The organism is Breoghania corrubedonensis (assembly GCF_003053845.1).
In the GTDB taxonomy this organism is placed as follows: domain Bacteria; phylum Pseudomonadota; class Alphaproteobacteria; order Rhizobiales; family Stappiaceae; genus Breoghania; species Breoghania corrubedonensis.
The window spans coordinates 466662-484577 of record NZ_QAYG01000001.1 but is presented as its reverse complement, the minus strand read 5'-3'; the positions used below and the strand labels follow the sequence as shown (position 1 = coordinate 484577).

The 17916-nt window shown below is 66.1% G+C and carries 14 protein-coding genes; 7 read left to right on the top strand and 7 right to left on the bottom strand.

Annotation, left to right across the window (positions count from 1 at the left end):
- Nucleotides 1-152: 152 nt before the first annotated feature.
- Entirely contained in the window at nt 153-1190 is a 1038-nt protein-coding gene (locus tag C8N35_RS02145; RefSeq protein ID WP_210203368.1) for a C4-dicarboxylate TRAP transporter substrate-binding protein, read from the bottom strand.
- A gap of 204 nt (nt 1191-1394) precedes the next feature.
- Entirely contained in the window at nt 1395-2405 is a 1011-nt protein-coding gene (locus tag C8N35_RS02140; protein WP_107987972.1) for an FUSC family protein, read from the bottom strand.
- A 419-nt stretch (nt 2406-2824) separates the two neighbouring features.
- Between C8N35_RS02140 and C8N35_RS02135 the strand changes: the two genes are divergently transcribed.
- Entirely contained in the window at nt 2825-3979 is a 1155-nt protein-coding gene (locus C8N35_RS02135; protein WP_107987971.1) for an acyl-CoA dehydrogenase family protein, read from the top strand.
- Between the two features lie 382 nt (nt 3980-4361).
- Nucleotides 4362-6332 carry a cytochrome c3 family protein gene (locus C8N35_RS02130; protein WP_107987970.1) on the top strand — a complete coding sequence of 657 codons (1971 nt, stop codon included), beginning with the start codon at nt 4362-4364 and terminating at the stop codon, nt 6330-6332.
- A gap of 226 nt (nt 6333-6558) precedes the next feature.
- On the opposite strand, the gene C8N35_RS02125 is transcribed toward C8N35_RS02130, so the two are convergent.
- Nucleotides 6559-7347 carry a hypothetical protein gene (locus C8N35_RS02125; RefSeq protein WP_146177330.1) on the bottom strand — a complete coding sequence of 263 codons (789 nt, stop codon included), beginning with the start codon at nt 7345-7347 and terminating at the stop codon, nt 6559-6561.
- 169 nt (nt 7348-7516) lie between these two features.
- On the opposite strand from C8N35_RS02125, the gene C8N35_RS02120 reads away from it, so the two are divergent.
- Both C8N35_RS02120 and C8N35_RS02115 read left to right on the top strand, forming a co-directional pair.
- Nucleotides 7517-8245 carry a 16S rRNA (uracil(1498)-N(3))-methyltransferase gene (locus tag C8N35_RS02120; RefSeq protein ID WP_210203367.1) on the top strand — a complete coding sequence of 243 codons (729 nt, stop codon included), beginning with the start codon at nt 7517-7519 and terminating at the stop codon, nt 8243-8245.
- 452 nt (nt 8246-8697) lie between these two features.
- Nucleotides 8698-10071 (top strand): glutamate--cysteine ligase, encoded by a 1374-nt coding sequence (locus C8N35_RS02115; protein ID WP_107987967.1) that lies wholly within the window; start codon nt 8698-8700, stop codon nt 10069-10071.
- 474 nt (nt 10072-10545) lie between these two features.
- On the opposite strand, the gene C8N35_RS02110 is transcribed toward C8N35_RS02115, so the two are convergent.
- Entirely contained in the window at nt 10546-13347 is a 2802-nt protein-coding gene (locus C8N35_RS02110) for a putative bifunctional diguanylate cyclase/phosphodiesterase (RefSeq protein ID WP_107987966.1), read from the bottom strand.
- Nucleotides 13348-13661: 314 nt separating this feature from the next.
- On the opposite strand from C8N35_RS02110, the gene C8N35_RS02105 reads away from it, so the two are divergent.
- Nucleotides 13662-14546: a DUF937 domain-containing protein gene (locus C8N35_RS02105; RefSeq protein WP_170121995.1), complete on the top strand. Its 885-nt coding sequence runs from the start codon at nt 13662-13664 to the stop codon at nt 14544-14546.
- A 108-nt stretch (nt 14547-14654) separates the two neighbouring features.
- Here C8N35_RS02105 and C8N35_RS02100 read toward each other — a convergent pair whose 3' ends face one another.
- The gene (locus C8N35_RS02100) at nt 14655-15014 is read right to left on the bottom strand and encodes a YjiS-like domain-containing protein (RefSeq protein ID WP_107987964.1); all 360 of its coding nucleotides are present in this window, start codon (nt 15012-15014) and stop codon (nt 14655-14657) included.
- 172 nt (nt 15015-15186) lie between these two features.
- Here C8N35_RS02100 and C8N35_RS02095 point away from each other — a divergent pair, with 172 nt between their 5' ends.
- Nucleotides 15187-16071, top strand: coding sequence for a LysR substrate-binding domain-containing protein (locus C8N35_RS02095; protein ID WP_210203366.1), 885 nt, complete (start codon nt 15187-15189; stop codon nt 16069-16071).
- Nucleotides 16072-16215: 144 nt separating this feature from the next.
- Here C8N35_RS02095 and C8N35_RS23815 read toward each other — a convergent pair whose 3' ends face one another.
- Together C8N35_RS23815 and C8N35_RS23810 are read right to left on the bottom strand one after the other, a co-directional pair.
- Nucleotides 16216-16365 (bottom strand): hypothetical protein, encoded by a 150-nt coding sequence (locus C8N35_RS23815; protein WP_170121994.1) that lies wholly within the window; start codon nt 16363-16365, stop codon nt 16216-16218.
- Nucleotides 16362-16685, bottom strand: a complete 324-nt coding sequence (locus tag C8N35_RS23810; protein WP_170121993.1) for a YjiS-like domain-containing protein — start codon at nt 16683-16685, stop codon at nt 16362-16364. The genes C8N35_RS23815 and C8N35_RS23810 overlap by 4 nt, the downstream gene beginning before the upstream one ends.
- 225 nt (nt 16686-16910) lie before the next feature.
- On the opposite strand from C8N35_RS23810, the gene C8N35_RS02085 reads away from it, so the two are divergent.
- Complete coding sequence (locus C8N35_RS02085) at nt 16911-17792, top strand: LysR family transcriptional regulator (RefSeq protein WP_107987962.1); 882 nt, start codon at nt 16911-16913, stop codon at nt 17790-17792.
- The last annotated feature ends 124 nt before the right edge of the window (nt 17793-17916 follow it).

The window sequence follows — 17916 nt, the reverse complement described above, 5'->3', positions numbered from 1 at the left end:
CCGTCATTGCCCGGCTGTGTCCGGGCAATCCATTGCAGGTCGCGGCATACCCTGAGGGCGATGGATCCCCCGGACGATGCCGGGGGATGACGGTGGAGAAATCGGATGGCGCATGGCCGGTGCGTTGCCCCGGCGCCTGGAGCCTTTCAGCTTCAGCCCTTGATCTCGGCCTGCATCTTGTCGAGCAACTCCTGGCCGGGAATGCCCTGGGCCTCCATCTTGTCCACCCATGCTTTCCAGATCGGCGCGGCCTTTTCCTTCAGCGCCGCCAGTTCGGCGTCGGAGAAGGTGACCTGGGTGATCTCCTGCTTCTTCAGCGTCGGCCACCAGCGATCGTAGACCGTTTCGTAGTTGGCGATGTAGTGGTCGACGGCCGGCTGGACGCTCTCGTCCAGGATCTTCTTGAGATCGTCGGGCAGGGCGGCGTAGGCGTCGGAATTCATCACCACCGGGCACTGCACGGTGCCGGGGTTCATGTTCGCCGTCCACCAGTTGCCGACCTCGACGGTCTTGAACGCGAGGTGGGCGTGCGGTGCGAAGGAGGCCGCCTGCACGGTGCCCGATTCCATCGCCTGGTAGGTTTCCGCCGCCGTCACCGTGGTCGGCACCGCGCCCACCGCGCGCATCAGTTCACCGATGCCGCCCAGCGCGCGCACGCGCATGCCGTCGAAATCCTTGATCGAGGTCGGAGCCTCGCCCTTGCCGAGGAAGTTGTACTGCGGCATCGGCGTCGGCATGAAGGCGATGGCGTTCCAGCGCGCCAGATCCTTCTTCACCACGTCCTGCTCATAGAGTTTCATGGAGACGCGTGCTTCGGTCTTCAGGTCCGAAACGCCCAGGAACGGCAGTTCCAGCACGGTCAGGGTCGGGTTCTTGTCGGCATGGTAGGACGCGCAGATCTGCGCCATCTCGAACGCGCCGATGGAGATGCCGTCCAGGTTCTCGCGGGCCTTGGAAAGCGAGGCGCCGTAGTGGAGCTTGATCTCGAACCGGCCGTTCGACTCCTTGGCCACCCTCTCGGCCAGGTATTCGACATTCTCGGTGAAGGCGCGGCGGTTGCCCCACAACGAAACATTCCACGTCACTTCGGCGGCAAAGGCCTCTGCTGCAAAACCGAAGGCGAGCGCGCCTGTCGTTGCGGCAATGGCCAGTTTGCGGGCATTGATCATCAACGTGTCCTCCCAGATCACGGATGCGACCGGTCTCCCTCTGCCTGTCACGCCATCCCCTGTCGCCCGGATGGCGGCGCATGGTGAAGCCGCATTTCTATCATGCCGCAAAGGTATTGCGAGCAAAGAAGACGCTTTGTCCAAGAGTAATAGGGAGGGGGCGAGCGCGCGCCGCACCTCAAGCGAGACACGACGCTGTGAGGGGAGCGGGCTGGCCGCCCGGTCCTACCGCACCAGTTCGAAAACGGCCTCGTAGGCGTTGAGTGCGTTTTCCAGCGCATGCAGCGCCTCGTTGCAGGCCGTCCATTGCGGCGAGGAAGAGATCGGAACCGCGCCCGCGTCGCTGTGGCCGCCGAGCCTGCCGGCCTCCACGTCGGCGATGTGCCTGGCGACAGCTTCCATGCGGCCGGGAAGTTCCGCCGGCATGTTGTCGTGGTCATCGCGCAGCGCGCGAAACAGCGCATCGGCGAACAGCAGCGAGGAGGCGAAGAGGCGCAGCGCGCGCCGTTCGTAGCGCGCCGCCAGAACGTTCACCTTGCGCGCCGCCAGCCGCCCGCGCAGGCTCCAGCGGGCCGCTTCGCGCGCGGTCGAAATGCCGGTGCCCAGCTCCACAAGGCGCGCATGGGCATCGGAAAAGGTCTGGATCGCGGTGTTCGCCTGCACGTAGTCGTGTTGCTCCACCGCGCCGAGGCATTGCCGGAACCCGGCCGAGAGGTGGCGGAACAGGGTCTTGGCGCGCTCGTCGATCTCGCGCACCGGATCCGGCGTGATCAGCACCTGGCTGAACAATACGCCCACCGCCGTGCCCACCAGCACGTCGAGCAGCCGATCCGGCCCGGCGCTGATCGGCCCGATCGCGATCACCAGCATGGCCGAGACACCGGCCTGGATGGCGACGACGACGCGAAAGCCGTAAAGCTCCGCGATCATGATCGCCAGAAACGTCGCGATCACCAGCCGGAAGATCGCCCAGTCCGTCGGCACGACATAAAGCACCGTCTCGCCGACGAGGATGCCCGTCGTCACGCCGAGAATGATGTTGCCCGCCTGCCGGAGGTGGCTAGGCAATCCCGGCGCCAGGCAGATGATCGGCGTGATGGCGGCGAACAACGGGTGCTCGTGGCCGAACAACGAGCGCGCCAGCGCCCACGAGATCGCCACCGCCATGGCCGAGGCCAGCGCATTGCGCCAGGTGCGGGACATGCGCGCGGCAAGGGTATTCATCAGTTCGTTCATGACGGGGCTCGCTCCTTGAACGCCGAAAAGTCTAGGCAACGTCCTTTCCAGGACCGTTGACAGGCGCTTTCGGGAGGGGGAAAGGCGGAAAAGTCAGGAAAAAAGAGGTTTAAACCCGATATACTTCACTTTCGCCGTGCTCCAATGCGCCTACGCGGATGGCAGCCATTCGCTTTCGAAGGGACTCGTCGGGCCGGCGCGTTTGCGTTTCTCTGCCTTTTGGGCCGGCGCGTTAGCGCTTCTCTGCCTTTTGGGAATGTGGTTTGTTTGGCGCGGGAGGAGGCTTTCGCGCGAAGGCCGGTTTTTTGTCGAATTGCGGCCGGTGTCATCCCGGGCGCGTTGCGCTGCCCTTCTCCCCAAACCTTGTTCCGCTTGCTGGCGGGCCACGAAAACGAGATCCCTGGAGGAGAAGACCGCCCATGCAGTTCGCGTTGACCTCAGAGCAGCAGATGATCGCAGACACCGCGCTCCGGCTCGGTCAGGACCGGCTGGCACCGCTTGCGGAACGGCTCGACGCGGGGGAGGGACGCGCGGAATTCCTCGCCAATCTCAAGATGCTGGCCGAAAACGGCTTCATGGGCCTCAACGTCTCTGCCGACCATGGCGGCAGCGAAGCGGGAACGGTCGCCTTCGCGCTCGCCATCGAGGCGCTGGCGCGTTCCTGCGCCTCCACCGCCGTCACCACGTCGGTCACCAACATGGTGGGCGAGGTGATCGAGGCGGTGGGCAGCGAGGATCAGAAGGCCGCCTTTCTGCCGAAACTCACCGGCGGCGCCTATGCGGCCGGCGGCTTCTGCCTGACGGAGGCCGGCGCCGGCTCCGATCCTTCCTCCATGAAGACGCGCGCCCGCATGGAGGGCAACGAATGGGTGTTGAATGGCGCAAAGCTCTACATCACGTCCGGCGAATACGCCGGCGTCTTCGTCGTGTGGGCGGTGACCGACCCGGATGCGGCGCCCGGCAAGGGTATCTCCTGTTTCCTGGTGGAAGCCGGCACGCCGGGCCTCATCATCGGCAAGGCGGAAAAGAAGATGGGCCAGACCGGCTCGGTGACCAACGAGGTGATTTTCGAGGACTGCCGCATTCCTGCCTCCGCGCTGATGGGCCGGGAGAATGACGGTTTTCGCGTGGCCGTGGGAGAACTCGCCGGCGGACGCATCGGCATCGCCTCGCTGGCACTGGGCATCGCGCGCGCCGCGATGGAGACGGCGAAGCTCTACGTCAAGGAACGCAAGCAGTTCGGCCGCCCCATCGCCGACATGCAGGGCCTTCAGTGGATGATCGCCGACCGCGAGACCGAGCTTGAGGCCGCGCGCCTGCTGATCCTGCAGGCGGCATGGCTTAAAGAACAGGGCCAGCCCTTCGCCAAGGCGGCGTCCATGGCCAAGCTCTATGCGTCCGAAGCGGCGCAGCGCGCGACCTACACCGCGCTCCAGCTCCACGGCGGGGCGGGCTACATCCGCGACTATCCGCTGGAACGCCACGCCCGCGATGCGCGCATCACCACGATCTACGAAGGCACCAGCGAGATCCAGCGCCTGATCATCGCGCGCGAGGTGATGAAGGCGGTGTGAGGGAGCTCGGGGCCCATGCAGCCCGGATCTCTCCACCGTCATTGCCCGGCGACGTCCGGGCAATCCAGCGCCAGCCGGGTGCGGGAGGGAAAACGGAGGCGCTTCGCGCCGCTTGGTCGCTGGATTCCGGGTCTGGCCATGCGCCTTCGGCGCAGACCGCCCGGAATGAGGGTGTTTGTGGCTGGCTTGAAGCCCAACACACTCTCCCTCATCCCGGACAAGTGAGGCGAAGCCGAACGCCGATCCGGGATCCAGCGCAACAAGCTGCGGCAAAGCCGCTCCTCAATCCTTACCCCTCATCCCTTCCTCCCCCTCGCCGGCCCGCATTGCCCGTCTCGCCCCCATCCCGTACCTTCATTCCGTAACGCAACGGGAACCGTCGATGCTCCTCGCCACCCTCCGCGCCGCTCTCACCGTTCTGGTGTTTCTCGCCATCGCGCCGGCAAGTGCCGCCGAGGACCCCGTCGCGGCCCTTGCGGCCGCCAACGATGTGCTGGCCGACTGGGACATTCCCGTCACCTCGGGCGCTGCGGCCGGCTATGTGCCGGACAAGACCTGCGCGCTGTGCCACGAGGCCAAGGCAGAGAGCTTCCAGCATGTCGCCATGGGCAAGAGCTTCTACCGCCCGCTCGCCCGGCCCGTGATCGAGGACTTCTCGAAAGGCTACCATCACGTCCCCTCTGACCGGTACTACGAGATGGCGCTCGATGACGGCGCCTACATCTTCCGCCGCTACAAGCTTGCGCCCGACGGCACGCGCATCGATGTCTTCGAGCGCAAGGTCGACTGGATCCTCGGTTCCGGCAATCACGTTCGCGTCTATCTCTACCAGACCGCCGACGGCGCGCTCTATCAGCTGCCGCTCGCCTGGTACACGCAGGACGGCGGACACTGGGCAATGGCGCCGGGCTTCGAGTTCAAGCTGCATCTGGGCGTCGGCCGTCAGGTGCGCCGCTCCTGCATGACCTGCCACAACGCCTACCCCGATGTTGCGGAAGGCTCAGATGCCCTGCACATGCCGGAGGTCTATCCGAAGGACCTGCCCCAGGGCATCGGCTGCCAGCGCTGCCATGGCCCCGGTGCCGATCATGTCCGCCATGCCATGTCGGGGGCGGATGAGGCGGTCACGCGCGCCGCCATCGTCAATCCGGGCAAGCTTGGGCGCGAAAAGCTCTATTCCGTGTGCTACGGCTGCCACATGCAGCCCACCGTGGCCGTCACCGGCATCCGCCGCTTCGGCCGCGGCGCCTATTCTTTCCGCCCCGGCGAGGATCTCGACGCATACCGCACCGGGCTCGATATCGTCGATCCCGGCATGCCGAAGGGGGAGCGCTTCGAGATCAACCACCACCCTTACCGGCTGGAACAGAGCCGCTGCTTCATCGAAAGCGGCGGCAAGCTCGGCTGCCTCACCTGCCACGATCCGCACGTGAAGCGCACGCCGGCCGAGCGCCCCGCCCATTACCGCGCCGCCTGCCTCACCTGCCACGGGGTGGACACGGCGGGTCTGCCGCTGGCAACGTCTGCCCCCGCTGGCACCGCCTCTACCCATCCGCAAATCGCGGACGACGCGGACTGCACCACCTGCCACATGCCGGCGCGGCGCACGCAGGACGTCATCGAGGTGACGATGACCGACCACCTGATCGTGCGCGATCCCGGCCCCGCGGACCTGACCGCCCGCATCGACAAACGCGTGACGGAGGTCGCCGGCGTCGAGATGCTGGATCCGCATGCGGCGATCCCCGCCGATGAGGCGCTGGCCGCGCGCGCCATGGCGGTGCTGGATTATTCCGGCGGCAAGGCGGGGTATGCGGCGGATGCGCTCGCCACGCTTTTCGCGCGTGCGCCGAGCCGTCATTTCGAGCCGTGGTATGCGCTCGCCGAAAGCCTCTTCCGGCGGGCCGATTTCAAGGGCGCGCTGGACCCGCTCGCCCAGGCGATCCTGCGCGCGCCGGGCCATCCGCGCCTGCGCGCGATGGAGGCGGTCTCACTCTATGGAGTGGGCCGCAAGGCGCTCGGTCTTCAGCGCATGGAGGCGCTTCTCGCCGGCCGCACCGACCTGCCGCTCGCCCGCTACCAGCTCGCCGTCATGTATCGCTCCGAAGGCCGGATGGACGATGCGATCGCCGCCGCGCACAAGGCGCTTGCGGCGCGTTTCAACCTGTGGATGGCCTGGCGGCTCATCGGCGAGGTGGAACTGGAGCGCGGCAACGCCGGCCCTGCCGCGGATGCCTTCAAGGCCGCGCTTGCCATCGAACCCGATGCGGAACGGGTCTCCGAGGGGCTTGTCAGCGCGCTCATGCGGCTCGGACGGGAGAGGGAAGCGAGGCTTTATCGGGCAACTCCTTGAGGGAAATGGAGCGGCTACGCCGCGCGTGTTGCGCTGGATTCCGGGTCTGGCCCAGTAGGGTTTGGGGCCGCTTCGCGGCAGACCGCCCGGAATGAGGAGCAAGGGGTGAGTTGAAGCCAACTCCAATCTCCCTCATTCCGGACAAGTGAGGCAAAGCCGAACGCTGATCCGGAATCCAGCGTAACAAGTGCGGCGAAGCCGCTCCGTAGTTCTTCTTCTCTTCCCCTCAAAACCCCCGCGAAAGCGTCATCCCCACCTTGGTGAAATCGTTGAAATCGCTGGTCACCCCGATCTCGCCCTTGACGATCAGCCGACCGTTCGCCTTCACCGCGCGCAATTCCAGCAATCCCGTCGTGTAGGCCGTCACCCCGCCGTCGCCGTCCATCTGCACCTCGCCCTCGGCCATCACCTTGCCGCGCAGATGAAACGGTGCGCCGGGCGGTGCGCCGAAGCCGCGCTCGTAGGCAAGCGAGAGGCCAGCGAAGAGATAGGAATAATCGCTCCGGCCCGCCGCCATCCGGCTCAGCCCGCCGAACTTCACCGCCGGCACAAGCATGTCCTGTTCGGGATAGGGCCGCTCGGGATGGAGCGCGACGAAACGCTCCCCGCGTATATCGGCGCCCAGCACGAACACGCTCGTCCCGCTCTCGTTGAAATGCTCGAACCCGGTGCGCACCTGCGTCGTCACCCGCGTGTGCCCGTCGAACCAGTAGGCGAAACCCGGCGCGGCGAGCAGGCCGAAGGCGTCCTCGCCGGTGTGGCGCGAATAGCCGGCCCAGCCGGAAAAGACCAGATCCACGCTGTCGGAATAATAGCTCTCGGCGCGAAAGGGAACGGAGAGGGCGGGCGCATCGCGCATGCCGCCGGGGCGGTGGTCGTAGCCGATGCCGATCTCGATGCTGGGCCGGTGCGAGGCGTAAGGTCTCTTTTCAGCAAGATCCGAGGCAAAGGCCTGCGGGTTCGACATGCCCGCCGCAAATACAGCGATGAAGGCCGTCTCAAGACGCCTGCGCACAACTCCCCCGGCCCGAGATGTCAGGTAACTCCCCGCGCTATCGGGCAGCATGGCGCGTGCCTTGTCAAATCCTGCGTGATCCCTGCGCAGTGGATCACACCCGCAAAGGCCGTTGCCAAGGTGCTGCGCGCCGAATACCGTCCGCGCCATGCCCCGCTATGATTTCCGCATGCCCCGCCTGTTCGTCGACGCCGATCTGAGAGCCGGCCACACGCTCGCGCTCGATCGGGCGCAGTCGAACTATCTCCTCAACGTCCTGCGCCTGAAGCCGGGCGACGGCGTTCTCGTCTTCAACGGGACCGACGGCGAATGGCGCAGCGAGATCGTCGTCACCGGCCGCAAGGCCTGCGCGCTGGAATTTGCCGAACAAACCCGGCCGCAAACCCCGCTGCCCGATCTTCTCTACTGTTTCGCGCCGCTGAAGCACGCACGGCTCGATTACATGGTGCAGAAGGCCGTGGAGATGGGGGCGGGCGAGCTTCAGCCGGTCATGACCCGCTTCACCCAGTCGGGGCGCATCAATCTGGAGCGTGCGCGGGCGAACGTCGTCGAGGCCTGCGAGCAATGCGGCGTCATCGCCGTACCCGATATCCGCGAACCCGTTTCCCTCGAAAGGCTCGTCGGCGACTGGCAGGCGAACGAGCCCGGCCGCCGGCTCGTCTTCTGCGACGAGGGCGAGGAGAGCCAGAACCCGCTTGATGCACTTAAAGGTCTGGAGCGCGGCCCGCTCGCCGTGCTCATCGGGCCGGAGGGCGGCTTTGCGGAGGACGAGCGTGCGCTTCTGCGCCGACAGGATTTCGTCACCCCCGTGCCGCTCGGCCCCCGCGTTCTCAGGGCAGACACGGCTGCCGTTGCGGCTCTTGCCATTGTCCAGGCAAAACTCGGCGATTGGCGGTAGCGGCGGTTCACGGCCGTATTCCGTGCGTTGGTTTGCGAGTCGTTGCAGCGTGCGCCCCTCTCCCCCCTTGTGGGGGAGATGTCACGCGGAACGCGTGACAGAGGGGGGTAAGCCACGCGCTCCGAACCTGCCGCATACCCCCCTCTGTCGGCAAAGCCGACATCTCCCCCGCAAGGGGGGAGAAGGGAGCAAGCCGCACGAGCACGGAACCCCTACATATCTCCCCGGAATCCCGCCATCCCCGCCGCCTCATCCACCCGCCATTATCTCTGGCACCAAATGGCGACTGGCCATCGCGGCCTTGCGGCGCTATGTGAGATCGCAACGGCCGCAGCGACCCGCGCCGCAGGACCGCCCGCAAGGGCTGGCACGTTGCGGGGCTGAAGCCCCCCGAAAACACTCGCGGGCCGCAGGCGACGAGCGCTGCCGGCTCGCGTTCCAAGGAATGACGAATGGCCCGCGACACCGTCGACTCAACCCCGATCGGCAGCCTCTCCGAACTTGCCGCCACGCTTGAAGAGGGTTCCAAGAGCCCGGATCAGTTCCGCATCGGAACCGAGCACGAGAAGTTCGGCTTCTTCACCGCAGACCTCACGCCCATCCCCTATAACGGCTCGCGCGGCGTGAAGACCGTGCTGGAAGGCATGGAAGGCCTTCTCGGCTGGGAGCGCATCGAGGATGCCGGCAACATCATCGGCCTTGCCGATCCGGTCGGCGGCGGCGCGATCTCCATCGAGCCGGGCGGCCAGTTCGAGCTTTCCGGCGGCCCGCTCGACAACCTGCACCAGACCTGCCGCGAGACCAACGCCCATCTCGCCCAGGTGCGCGAGATCGCCCGGCCGCTCGGCATCGGCTTTCTCGGCCTCGGCATGGCGCCGACCTGGAAGCGCTCCGACATGCCGCGCATGCCCAAGTCGCGCTACGACATCATGACCAATTACATGCCCAGGGTCGGCACCCGCGGCCTCGACATGATGTACCGGACCTCGACCGTCCAGGTGAATCTCGACTTCGAGAACGAGGCCGACATGGCGAAGAAGATGCGCGTCGGCCTGGCGCTGCAGCCGATCGCCACCGCCATCTTCGCCAATTCTCCCTTCGTGGAAGGCAAGCCCAACGGCCTTCTGTCGAACCGCGCGGAGATATGGCTCGACACCGACAACGATCGCGTCACCTCGCTGCCCTTCGCCTTCGATGAGGATTTCGGCTTCGAGGCCTATGTCGAATGGGCACTCGACGTACCGATGTATTTCGTCAAGCGCGGGGGCGACTATCACGACGTCACCGGCACCACCTTCCGCGCCTTCATGAACGGCGCGCTCGACGGTGTCGTCCCGGATGCGTCACCCACCATGGGCGACTGGAACAACCACCTCTCGACGCTGTTTCCCGATGTGCGGCTGAAGCGCTACATCGAGATGCGCGGTGCCGATGCCGGTCCGTGGCGGCGCATCTGCGCGCTGCCGGCCTTCTGGGTGGGCCTGCTCTATGACGCGGAGATCCTCGACCAGGCATGGCAGCTGGTGCGCGACTGGAGCGCGGAGGAACGCGATGCCCTTCGCACCGCCGTTCCCAAGACGGCGCTGAAGACAGTCTTCCGCAATCGCACTGTGCTCGACATCGCCCGCGAGGCGGCGGCCCTTGCGAGCGAGGGCCTGAAGCGCCGCGCCCGTCTCAACGAGGCCGGCATCGACGAGCGCACGCATCTGGAGCCGGTGGAGGAGACGCTCGCCACCGGCCTCTCCCCGGCAGAGCAGATGCTGCGCAAGTACGACGGCGAATGGAACCGCGACATCAGCCACGTCTTCCAGGATTACGCGTACTAGCCGTTCCTTGCCGCTTGCTCGCTTTCGCGTAGCGTGAAGCGGCAGGCTGCGGCCTGTTGCCGTGCCGCCCATTCTTCGAGACGCCCGCTTTCGCGGGCTCCTCAGGATGAGGTTATCGTGTTGTTATTCTTGAAGAACGCATCAACACACACAACGTCGTCCTGAGAGTCCGGCCCGGAAATGGTAGTCGGTTCTTCGCCCCGAACTCCACACGCCTTCATACCTCTCCATCTTCATCACCCGGCGAAGTCCGGGTGATCCAGCGCGTGCCCTAAGTGCTGCGGCTGGAGGTGGATTGCCCGGACTTCGCCGGGCAATGACGGCGCAGCGGCATGAGGGGGAATGGTCGAAAGTGCGCAACCCGATACCATTTTCGGGCCAGACTTTGAGGAGGGCCGAAAGGCCCGTTTCAAAGGATGGGTTGCACAACGGAACGAGGAAAAACCCGCCCCCGGCCGCTCTTTCAGCCCGCCTTCACCCGGACAGCACCGCCCGCTTCTCCGGTGCGTCGCTCTCGCCCTCTGCCTCGCGCATGTGCTCCAGCACGGCGTGCAGGGTTTCGACCTCGCCGGCGGCATAGATGCGCGCCTCTTTCGCCGGCACCGGCCGTCCGGTCAGGAACCCTTGCGCCTGCGTGCAGCCATGGGCGCGGATGTAGCGCAGCTGGTCTTCCGTCTCGATGCCTTCCGCCGTCGTCGTCATGCCGAGTTCGGAGGAAAGCCCGGCAATGGCGCGAATGATGGCGTTCGCCTCCGCCGTGTTGCCGAGATCGGCGACGAAGGACTGGTCGATCTTGACCTTGTCGAAGGGGAAGGCGCGCAGGTAGCTGAGCGATGAATAGCCCGTCCCGAAATCGTCCATGGCGATGCGCACGCCGAGATCGCGGATCTCGTGCAGCGTGCGGATCGTCGCCGCACTGTCGATGAGCAGCACGCTTTCGGTGATTTCCAGTTCCAGCCGATGCGGGGCGAGCCCCGAGGCGTCCAGCGCCTCGCGCACACGGCGTACCATGTTGCCGGACCGGATCTGGTAGGAGGAGACGTTGACCGCCACCTTCACGCCGTTCGGCCAGCCGGCCACCTCGCGGCAGGCCTCGTTCAGCACCCAGGTGCCGATCTCCTCGATCAGGCCAACCTCCTCCGCGATCGGGATGAACTTGCCCGGCGGCACCTGTCCGCGCACCGGATCGTTCCAGCGCACCAGCGCCTCGAAACCGGAGACGATGTTGGTCTTCATGTCGATCAGCGGCTGGTAGTGCAGTTCCAGCCGGTGCAGTTCCAGGGCCTCGCGCAGGTCCGTCTCCAGCGTCTGGCGCTGGCGCAGCGCCTCGTCCATCGACGGCTCGAAGACGCAGACCCGTCCGCGCCCCTCCGTCTTCGCCTGGTGCTGCGCCAGATCGGCATGCTTCATCAGATCGTCGCCGCATCGCCCGTGTTCGGGATAGTGGCTGACGCCCACCGACCCGCCGAGCGCCAGACGAGCGCCGTCGATGGTGCAGGGCTCCGACAGGATTCCGCACACCATCTCCGCGAGGCCGTCCGCGCGCTGGGGGCCGTTCGGCCCGCAGATCAGCAAGGTGAACTCGTCGCCGCCCAGCCGCGCCACCGTGTCGCCCGGTTCCACCAGTGCCGACAGCCGGTCAGCGACGGTGCGCAGAACCCGGTCGCCCGCGTCGTGGCCCAGCGTGTCGTTGACCATCTTGAACCGGTCGAGATCGAGGCACAGAAGCGAGAAGCGATACCCCTCGCGCTCGCCGCCGCGCCGGATCTCCTCGGCAAGCTTCTTTTGCAGCAGCACCCGGTTGGCGAGCTGGGTGAGGGGATCGAAATGGGCGAGAAACGCCAGCCGCGCCTCCGCCCGGCGCCGCGCGGTGATGTCGACGATGGTGGTCAGCTTGATCTGGCGACCGTCGTAGCGGATCTCGCGCTCGAAGGGCAACACCTCGATCATCTCGCCATCCGCCTTGCAATGACGTATCGCGGCGTTGCCATCATACGGGCCGTCGACGATGGCGCAGGCCGGAGCCCTGAGGTCGGCGATGCAAAGCCGGGTAAATTCCTCCCGGCAATAGCCGTAGTGTTCGACCGCGGTACTGTTCACCGCCACGATGCAGGTCGTTTGCGGATCGTGCAGGATCAGCGGCAGCGGGTTGCCCTCGAAGATCAGTTCCAGATCACGCCGCTTTTCGTCCTGTGCCGCGGCCGCGACGCGTTCCGCGACCCGGTCCCGGCAGTCGATGACGGCGCGCGTTATGCGGAAGAGCTCGCTGTGCTCTTCCTCCTGCGGCATCTGCGGCACGCGGGGGTCGTCGTCTCCCCCGTCGGCGATCGAGCGGATGCGGCCTTCCAGCGCCGCGATCGCCCGCACGATCGAGGAGGAGAGCGACAGCGCCAGCGACAGGGCCAGCAGGGTCGCCAGAATGGTGACGGCGGCAACCCCCAGCATTGTCCAGCGCCGGCTGCTTATGTCGCCGTCGATGGCGTTGGCGATGCGCGCGAATGCCTGGCTTTGAAGTTTCACCGAGGCCTCCGCGAGCCCGGCATAGGCGGCGTCCAGCGGTCGCGGCTTCAGCGTCAGAAAGGGTTCGGAAGCCGACGCCACGTTGATCTTGCGTGCAAGCGCCTCCGTCGCCTGGCGAAATTCCAGGCTGGCGCGCGAAAAATCCGTCATCGCCTGTTGCAGGGCGGTCTTGCGGCCTGTCTGCGGATGAAGCGGGAAAGCGGTATCGATCGCGTCCGCCGCGGCCTTGAACTGTCCGGCATTGACGAGGAACCGCATGCGGTCGGTGAGGTCGAGCCGGTCGCGCAGGGCCAATGCATGGGTGTCGGCGCGCAGTTCCGTGAGCCGCCACAGCATTTCCGGCAGTTGCGTCGTCACCAGCCGGCTCAGCCTGAGTACCTGCCCGTTCACGGCTCCGCCCGCTTCCATCGGATCGGCAATGGCGGGCATGCCCTCGCGGGCCCGTTTCAAAAGGTCCGGCACCGTGTTCGCCTGCGCGAGGCCATCGAGCAACGCGCGCAGGGCGGAGAGCTCCGTATCGGCGGCGACACTGTCGCGTCTCGTTCCGGCAAGGCCGCTGGCGCGCGCCGGCTCGTCGGGATGAAGCGCAGCGATGGCGATGACATCCCACACGTCGGAAAGCTGGCCGAGCCGAGAGGCTCCGGCCGTCGTCCTGGCGAGGTCGCGCCGCATGTCCATGCCGAGCACGCAAAGGGAAATGAGCAGCGCGCTGAACAGGGTGACGATAATGATATTAAGACGATGACGTATCGACATCGGGCAATCGTCCGCGTTGTTATCGACACATTGGACATCACCGATTGACAAGGAACTGTTACTTTTTCCCCATGTCTCTTTTGCGCAGGCCCATGAATATGGGATCTCTCTACGTCATGCACGCCGCCACGGAGCGGCTGCCTGGTGGAAAAATGCACCGCCCACGATCCCCCGTTATCTCGTTGCGTTAAGACAAGTCATTGACCTGACGGCGATTGCACCGGATCATGCGCATTGACGGAACGAGCCGTCGATCCGGCGCCCGGTTCGGGGCCGCGCGCCGGCGAGCCACCATGCGCCGGCCGGGACAGTCCATGACTGACAGTGTTTTTCCGCTCGATCCCTTCGCCCTGATGAGCGAAACGCAGAAGCGTTTCGGCCTTCGGGAAGATGATGCGCGCCGGGCGACGGAAGCGTTGATACCCGCTTTCTGGGCCGGCCTGCGCCGCAATGCGGCGGCGCCCGATGGGCTTCAGGCGCTGATGGGTGCCTTCACGCCGCCGATCTTCCAGCCCGGCGGCGGCGCCTCGGCCAACCCCTGGGCGACAGCCGGCGGCTGGTCAGGCGGCGGGTTGCCCGGCGGCGGTTTTCCTGGCGGAGACTGGATGAATGCCGCCGCCGGCAGCGGTCCCGTCGGCGCCTTCATGGCGCAGATCTTTCCCAACAAGGCGATCCGCAAGGCGGTGCTCGATCAGGTCGCGGCCACCACCGGCATCCGGCAGGATGCGCTCGACGCGCTGATGCCGGTCGCCGCGACCTTGATGATGGGACAACTGGCACGCAATTTCGCGGTCGGCCCGGCACGCGACCTGCTGGATGCCTTCATGGCCGGCTTCGCGCGCGGACGTCCGCAGCCCGCACCTTCGCCCGCCGACATGATGGCGCCGTTCGCCGAGGCCATGTCCGCCTTCTTCACCGGCTTTGCCCGCGCCAGCCAGCGCAACCAGCCGCAATCCGCCAGGACGCCGGAGCCGGAGGACGAGGAGGGGCCGGTGGAGGAGGAAAACGCGGCGCAGCCCGAAGGCGACGCATCCCCGCCCGGCGCCGGTGGCGAAAAGGGGCCCTCGGCGCAGGCCGGCACGCCGCCGCAGTACTTTTTCGAGGATTTCCTGACCGCCGGCCGGTCCGTTCAGGAAAGTCAGATCCGCGCCTTCGAGCAGCTCTTCGAAACCTTCGTGCCCGGCGATCAGCCGGGGTAGACGCATACCGGTGCATCCCGCACCACGTATACAAAAAAAGCCCGCTGTCAGGGTGGACAGCGGGCCAGGTGCGGTGTCAGCGGGGGGCTGACCCGGGCAACAAGGGGATCAGGCGTCGCAGGTGGACGCTGCGGTGCCGAGGCTTTGGCCGGTCTGGCGACCGTCAATGGTCACGATCGAGAGCTTTGCCCGCGCCATTGCGCGATTGGTCGCGCGGCGCTCTACAGCCAGAATCCGAAGTCTGCCGGACGCCTCGACCTTTCGGTGCTCGCGCAACGCACATCGAACGTCCGCCCGCGTCAGGCCGATGTCCTTCAACATGTATTCGTTCCAGCCGAGAAGCTGCTTGACCGCAAGCCGGTTGCGCCGCCGACGGCGCCAGTTCACCAGCATCCCGAACACCGAGCGGCCGGCCCGGGCTGCAGTCGCGGCGAAGCCTTTGGCGGGTCTGGGGGGGAGCGTGAACATGGCAATAATCCTTCGTCGACCGCCGCCCTCCGGCGCGCAGTCGTGGTGTGGCGCGCCCGGCCCATCCGGATGCGCATCAACTTCCTGGGTCGAAGAAGAGTTTCACTTGCAAACAATAATTAATCCAACGAATGTTTTTCATCCTATTGATCACAGTTGGTGATGAAAGCCGATGGCCTCCATGCTCGATCTCGATCAGTTGCGTACGTTCCTCGCCATCGCCGAGGCGGGCAGCTTCACGCATGCGGCAAGCGTCGTGAACAAGACGCAGTCGGCGGTATCCATGCAGATGCGCCGGCTGGAGGATCGTATCGGCCGCCCGATCTTCACCCGGGAAGGCCGCCTGTCGCGGCTGACGGAGGATGGCGAGCGGCTGCTCCACTATGCCCGCAAGCTGGTGAGGCTGAACGACGAAACGCTCTCCGCCTTCGACGAAAGCGAACTTGCCGGCCATGTCCGCCTCGGCACGCCGGACGATTACGCCGACCGTTTCCTGCCGGAGATCATGGCCCGTTTCTCGCGCTCCAATCCCCGTGCCGAGATCGAGGTCACCTGCGCCCCGACGCCGCTTCTGGTGCAGGACCTGAAGGTCAACCGGCTCGACATCGCGATCATCAGCCACGTTCGAGCTCTCGGTCGCGGCGGAGAGGAGGTGGTGCGGCGCGAACCGCTGCTGTGGGTCGCCTCCGCGCGTCATTGCGTTCACGACGAAACGCCGCTTCCCCTGGCACTCGGCCGCTCCACCTGCGACTGGCGCAAGGCGGCGGTTGAAACGCTGGAGGCGATCGGGCGTGACTACCGGGTGCTTTATTCGAGCTGGTCGTCCGCCGGTGTCGGTGCCGCCGTCATGGCGGGGCTGGCGGTGTCGGTGCTGCCGGAATCAGCGCTGCGTCCCGGCATGCGTGTGCTGTCGGACAGGGAGGGGTTCCCGAAACTGCCAAGCTGCGAGATCGCGATCCTGCGCTCCTGGCACCAGCAATCGCGCCTGATCGACGCGCTGGCGGAGCACATCGTCTCCTCGCTCGACAATCTTTCCGTGCCCATGGCGGCGGAATGACGAGGAGGGGCTGCCTCCCGATCCTGCCGTCATCCGGTCGCGCCGTCGTCATCATGCCGCATGCCGCCCGGCCTTCGGCACGGCTGCTTTAGCAGGCGTCTCGAAGACCGGGCGGCACACTTTCTTTCTTGCCAGTCGTGGCACTCAGTAGCCGATCCTCTTGCGCAGCGCGCGCACGAAGGCGGCTATCAGCGTGGTGTCGCGCTGCAGGCCGAGCATGGCCAGCGTGTGGGGCTGGGCCGGGAAGGCGCCGCGCTCGTGCGCGCGCATGTCCCATTCTTGAAGACCCTTCATGTCGTCGCCCTCCGGTTGCGGGCAACCGCCTTGCGACGGGCGCGTTCCGCCTTCTGGCGTTCACCCGCCAGCCGGGCCAGAACCGAGGACGGGTCCTTCGTGTTCGGTGCGCTCAGTGCGGCGTAAAGATCGGCGCGGGTAACGCCGATATCGCGCAGCATGTAGTCTTCCTGGGCAACAAGCACCCTGAGCGAGCGCCGCGCCCTGTGAGCCTGAAAGAGCGTGAGGGCGAAGGACCCGACGATGCGGAATGCGCCGCGTGCGCCCGCACTCAGAAGGGTGGAAAGCGAACGGCGGTTGTCATAGACGGTCAGGGACATGGCAAAGCTCCATCGTTCGGCGCACGGAGTATTTCCGTGCCCGCTGCTGGTGGCCGTATACGGGGGGTGTCGTCGCCTCCCTTCGCGGCATCTCTTCGTGACGCTTGACAGGATGCATTGGGGGTATTGATTAATCCAACGAATGTTTTTTATAATTATCCATCGATTGTGATGATGAATAGGCCGGCAAGCGCACCGACAGCGGTCTTTGAAGGGATCCCCAGCATGCCCCATGCTCTTGATATCGATCAGCTTCGTACCTTTGTGGCGATTGCGGAACTCGGTTCCTTCACCCGCGCGGCGGACGCCGTGAACAAGACGCAATCGGCCGTTTCCATGCAGATGCGGCGGCTTGAGGAGCGTGTGGGCCAGGCGCTTTTCACCCGCGACGGGCGCCAGTCGCGCCTCACCGAGGTCGGTCATCGGCTGCAGGAGTATGCCCGGCGGATGATCAAGCTGAACGACGAGACGCTGCCGGCCTTCTCCGAGCCGGAGCTGATCGGCCAGGTCCGGCTGGGCCTTCCCGACGACTATGCCGACCGGCTGCTGCCCCAGGTGCTGGCGGGATTCGCCCGCATCAACCCCACGGTGGAAGTGGTGGTGGAGTGCACGGGGTCCGTGGCGGTGGCGGAAAAGGTGCGTCGCGACGAACTGGATCTTGGCATCGTCACCTCGTGCGAGGATCTGAACGGGCTGGGCGACATCGTGCGCCGCGAACGTCTGCTCTGGGTGGCGCCGGAGAACCGCTGCATTCACGACGATGAAGTCGTGCGCCTTGCGCTGGGGTATTCGAGCTGCGCCTGGCGCGGGCTCGCGATCAACGCCATGGCCCGCGCCGGGCGGGCCGCGCGTGTCGCCTATACCAGCGGTTCGTCCGGGGTGCTCATCAATGCGGTGCTGGCGGGGCTCGCGATCTCGGTGATCGCGGAAAGCTCCATGCGGCCGGGCTTGCGGATTCTCGACGAGCGCGACGGCTTTCCACCGCTTCCCCCTGTCGACATCGCGCTCATCCGCGCGTCGCAGGCCCGCGAGCCGATCCATGACGCGCTCCATGATCACATCACCGCTGCGATCGGCAACGTGACGCTTCAGGTCGCGGCGGAGTAGCCGGTTCCGCGACAGGGTATCCGGCACGGGCTGCGTCGATCGCTCCCCGCGTGACAAGAAGCGGTTTGACGGCAGTCCTTTCGCAGGACTAGCTTCGCGCGTCGGCTTTCGCCGTTCCTCCTCC

Bases quoted from the DNA above. Each gene is read 5' to 3' on its own strand.
- C8N35_RS02085 (WP_107987962.1), top strand. From the start codon at position 16,911: ATGCCCCATGCTCTTGATATCGATCAGCTTCGTACCTTTGTGGCGATT.
- C8N35_RS23815 (WP_170121994.1), bottom strand. From the start codon at position 16,365: ATGAAGGGTCTTCAAGAATGGGACATGCGCGCGCACGAGCGCGGCGCC.
- C8N35_RS02105 (WP_170121995.1), top strand. From the start codon at position 13,662: ATGACTGACAGTGTTTTTCCGCTCGATCCCTTCGCCCTGATGAGCGAA.
- C8N35_RS02095 (WP_210203366.1), top strand. From the start codon at position 15,187: ATGGCCTCCATGCTCGATCTCGATCAGTTGCGTACGTTCCTCGCCATC.
- C8N35_RS23810 (WP_170121993.1), bottom strand. From the start codon at position 16,685: ATGTCCCTGACCGTCTATGACAACCGCCGTTCGCTTTCCACCCTTCTG.
- C8N35_RS02135 (WP_107987971.1), top strand. From the start codon at position 2,825: ATGCAGTTCGCGTTGACCTCAGAGCAGCAGATGATCGCAGACACCGCG.
- C8N35_RS02120 (WP_210203367.1), top strand. From the start codon at position 7,517: ATGCCCCGCCTGTTCGTCGACGCCGATCTGAGAGCCGGCCACACGCTC.
- C8N35_RS02140 (WP_107987972.1), bottom strand. From the start codon at position 2,405: ATGAACGAACTGATGAATACCCTTGCCGCGCGCATGTCCCGCACCTGG.
- C8N35_RS02100 (WP_107987964.1), bottom strand. From the start codon at position 15,014: ATGTTCACGCTCCCCCCCAGACCCGCCAAAGGCTTCGCCGCGACTGCA.
- C8N35_RS02110 (WP_107987966.1), bottom strand. From the start codon at position 13,347: ATGTCGATACGTCATCGTCTTAATATCATTATCGTCACCCTGTTCAGC.
- C8N35_RS02130 (WP_107987970.1), top strand. From the start codon at position 4,362: ATGCTCCTCGCCACCCTCCGCGCCGCTCTCACCGTTCTGGTGTTTCTC.
- C8N35_RS02115 (WP_107987967.1), top strand. From the start codon at position 8,698: ATGGCCCGCGACACCGTCGACTCAACCCCGATCGGCAGCCTCTCCGAA.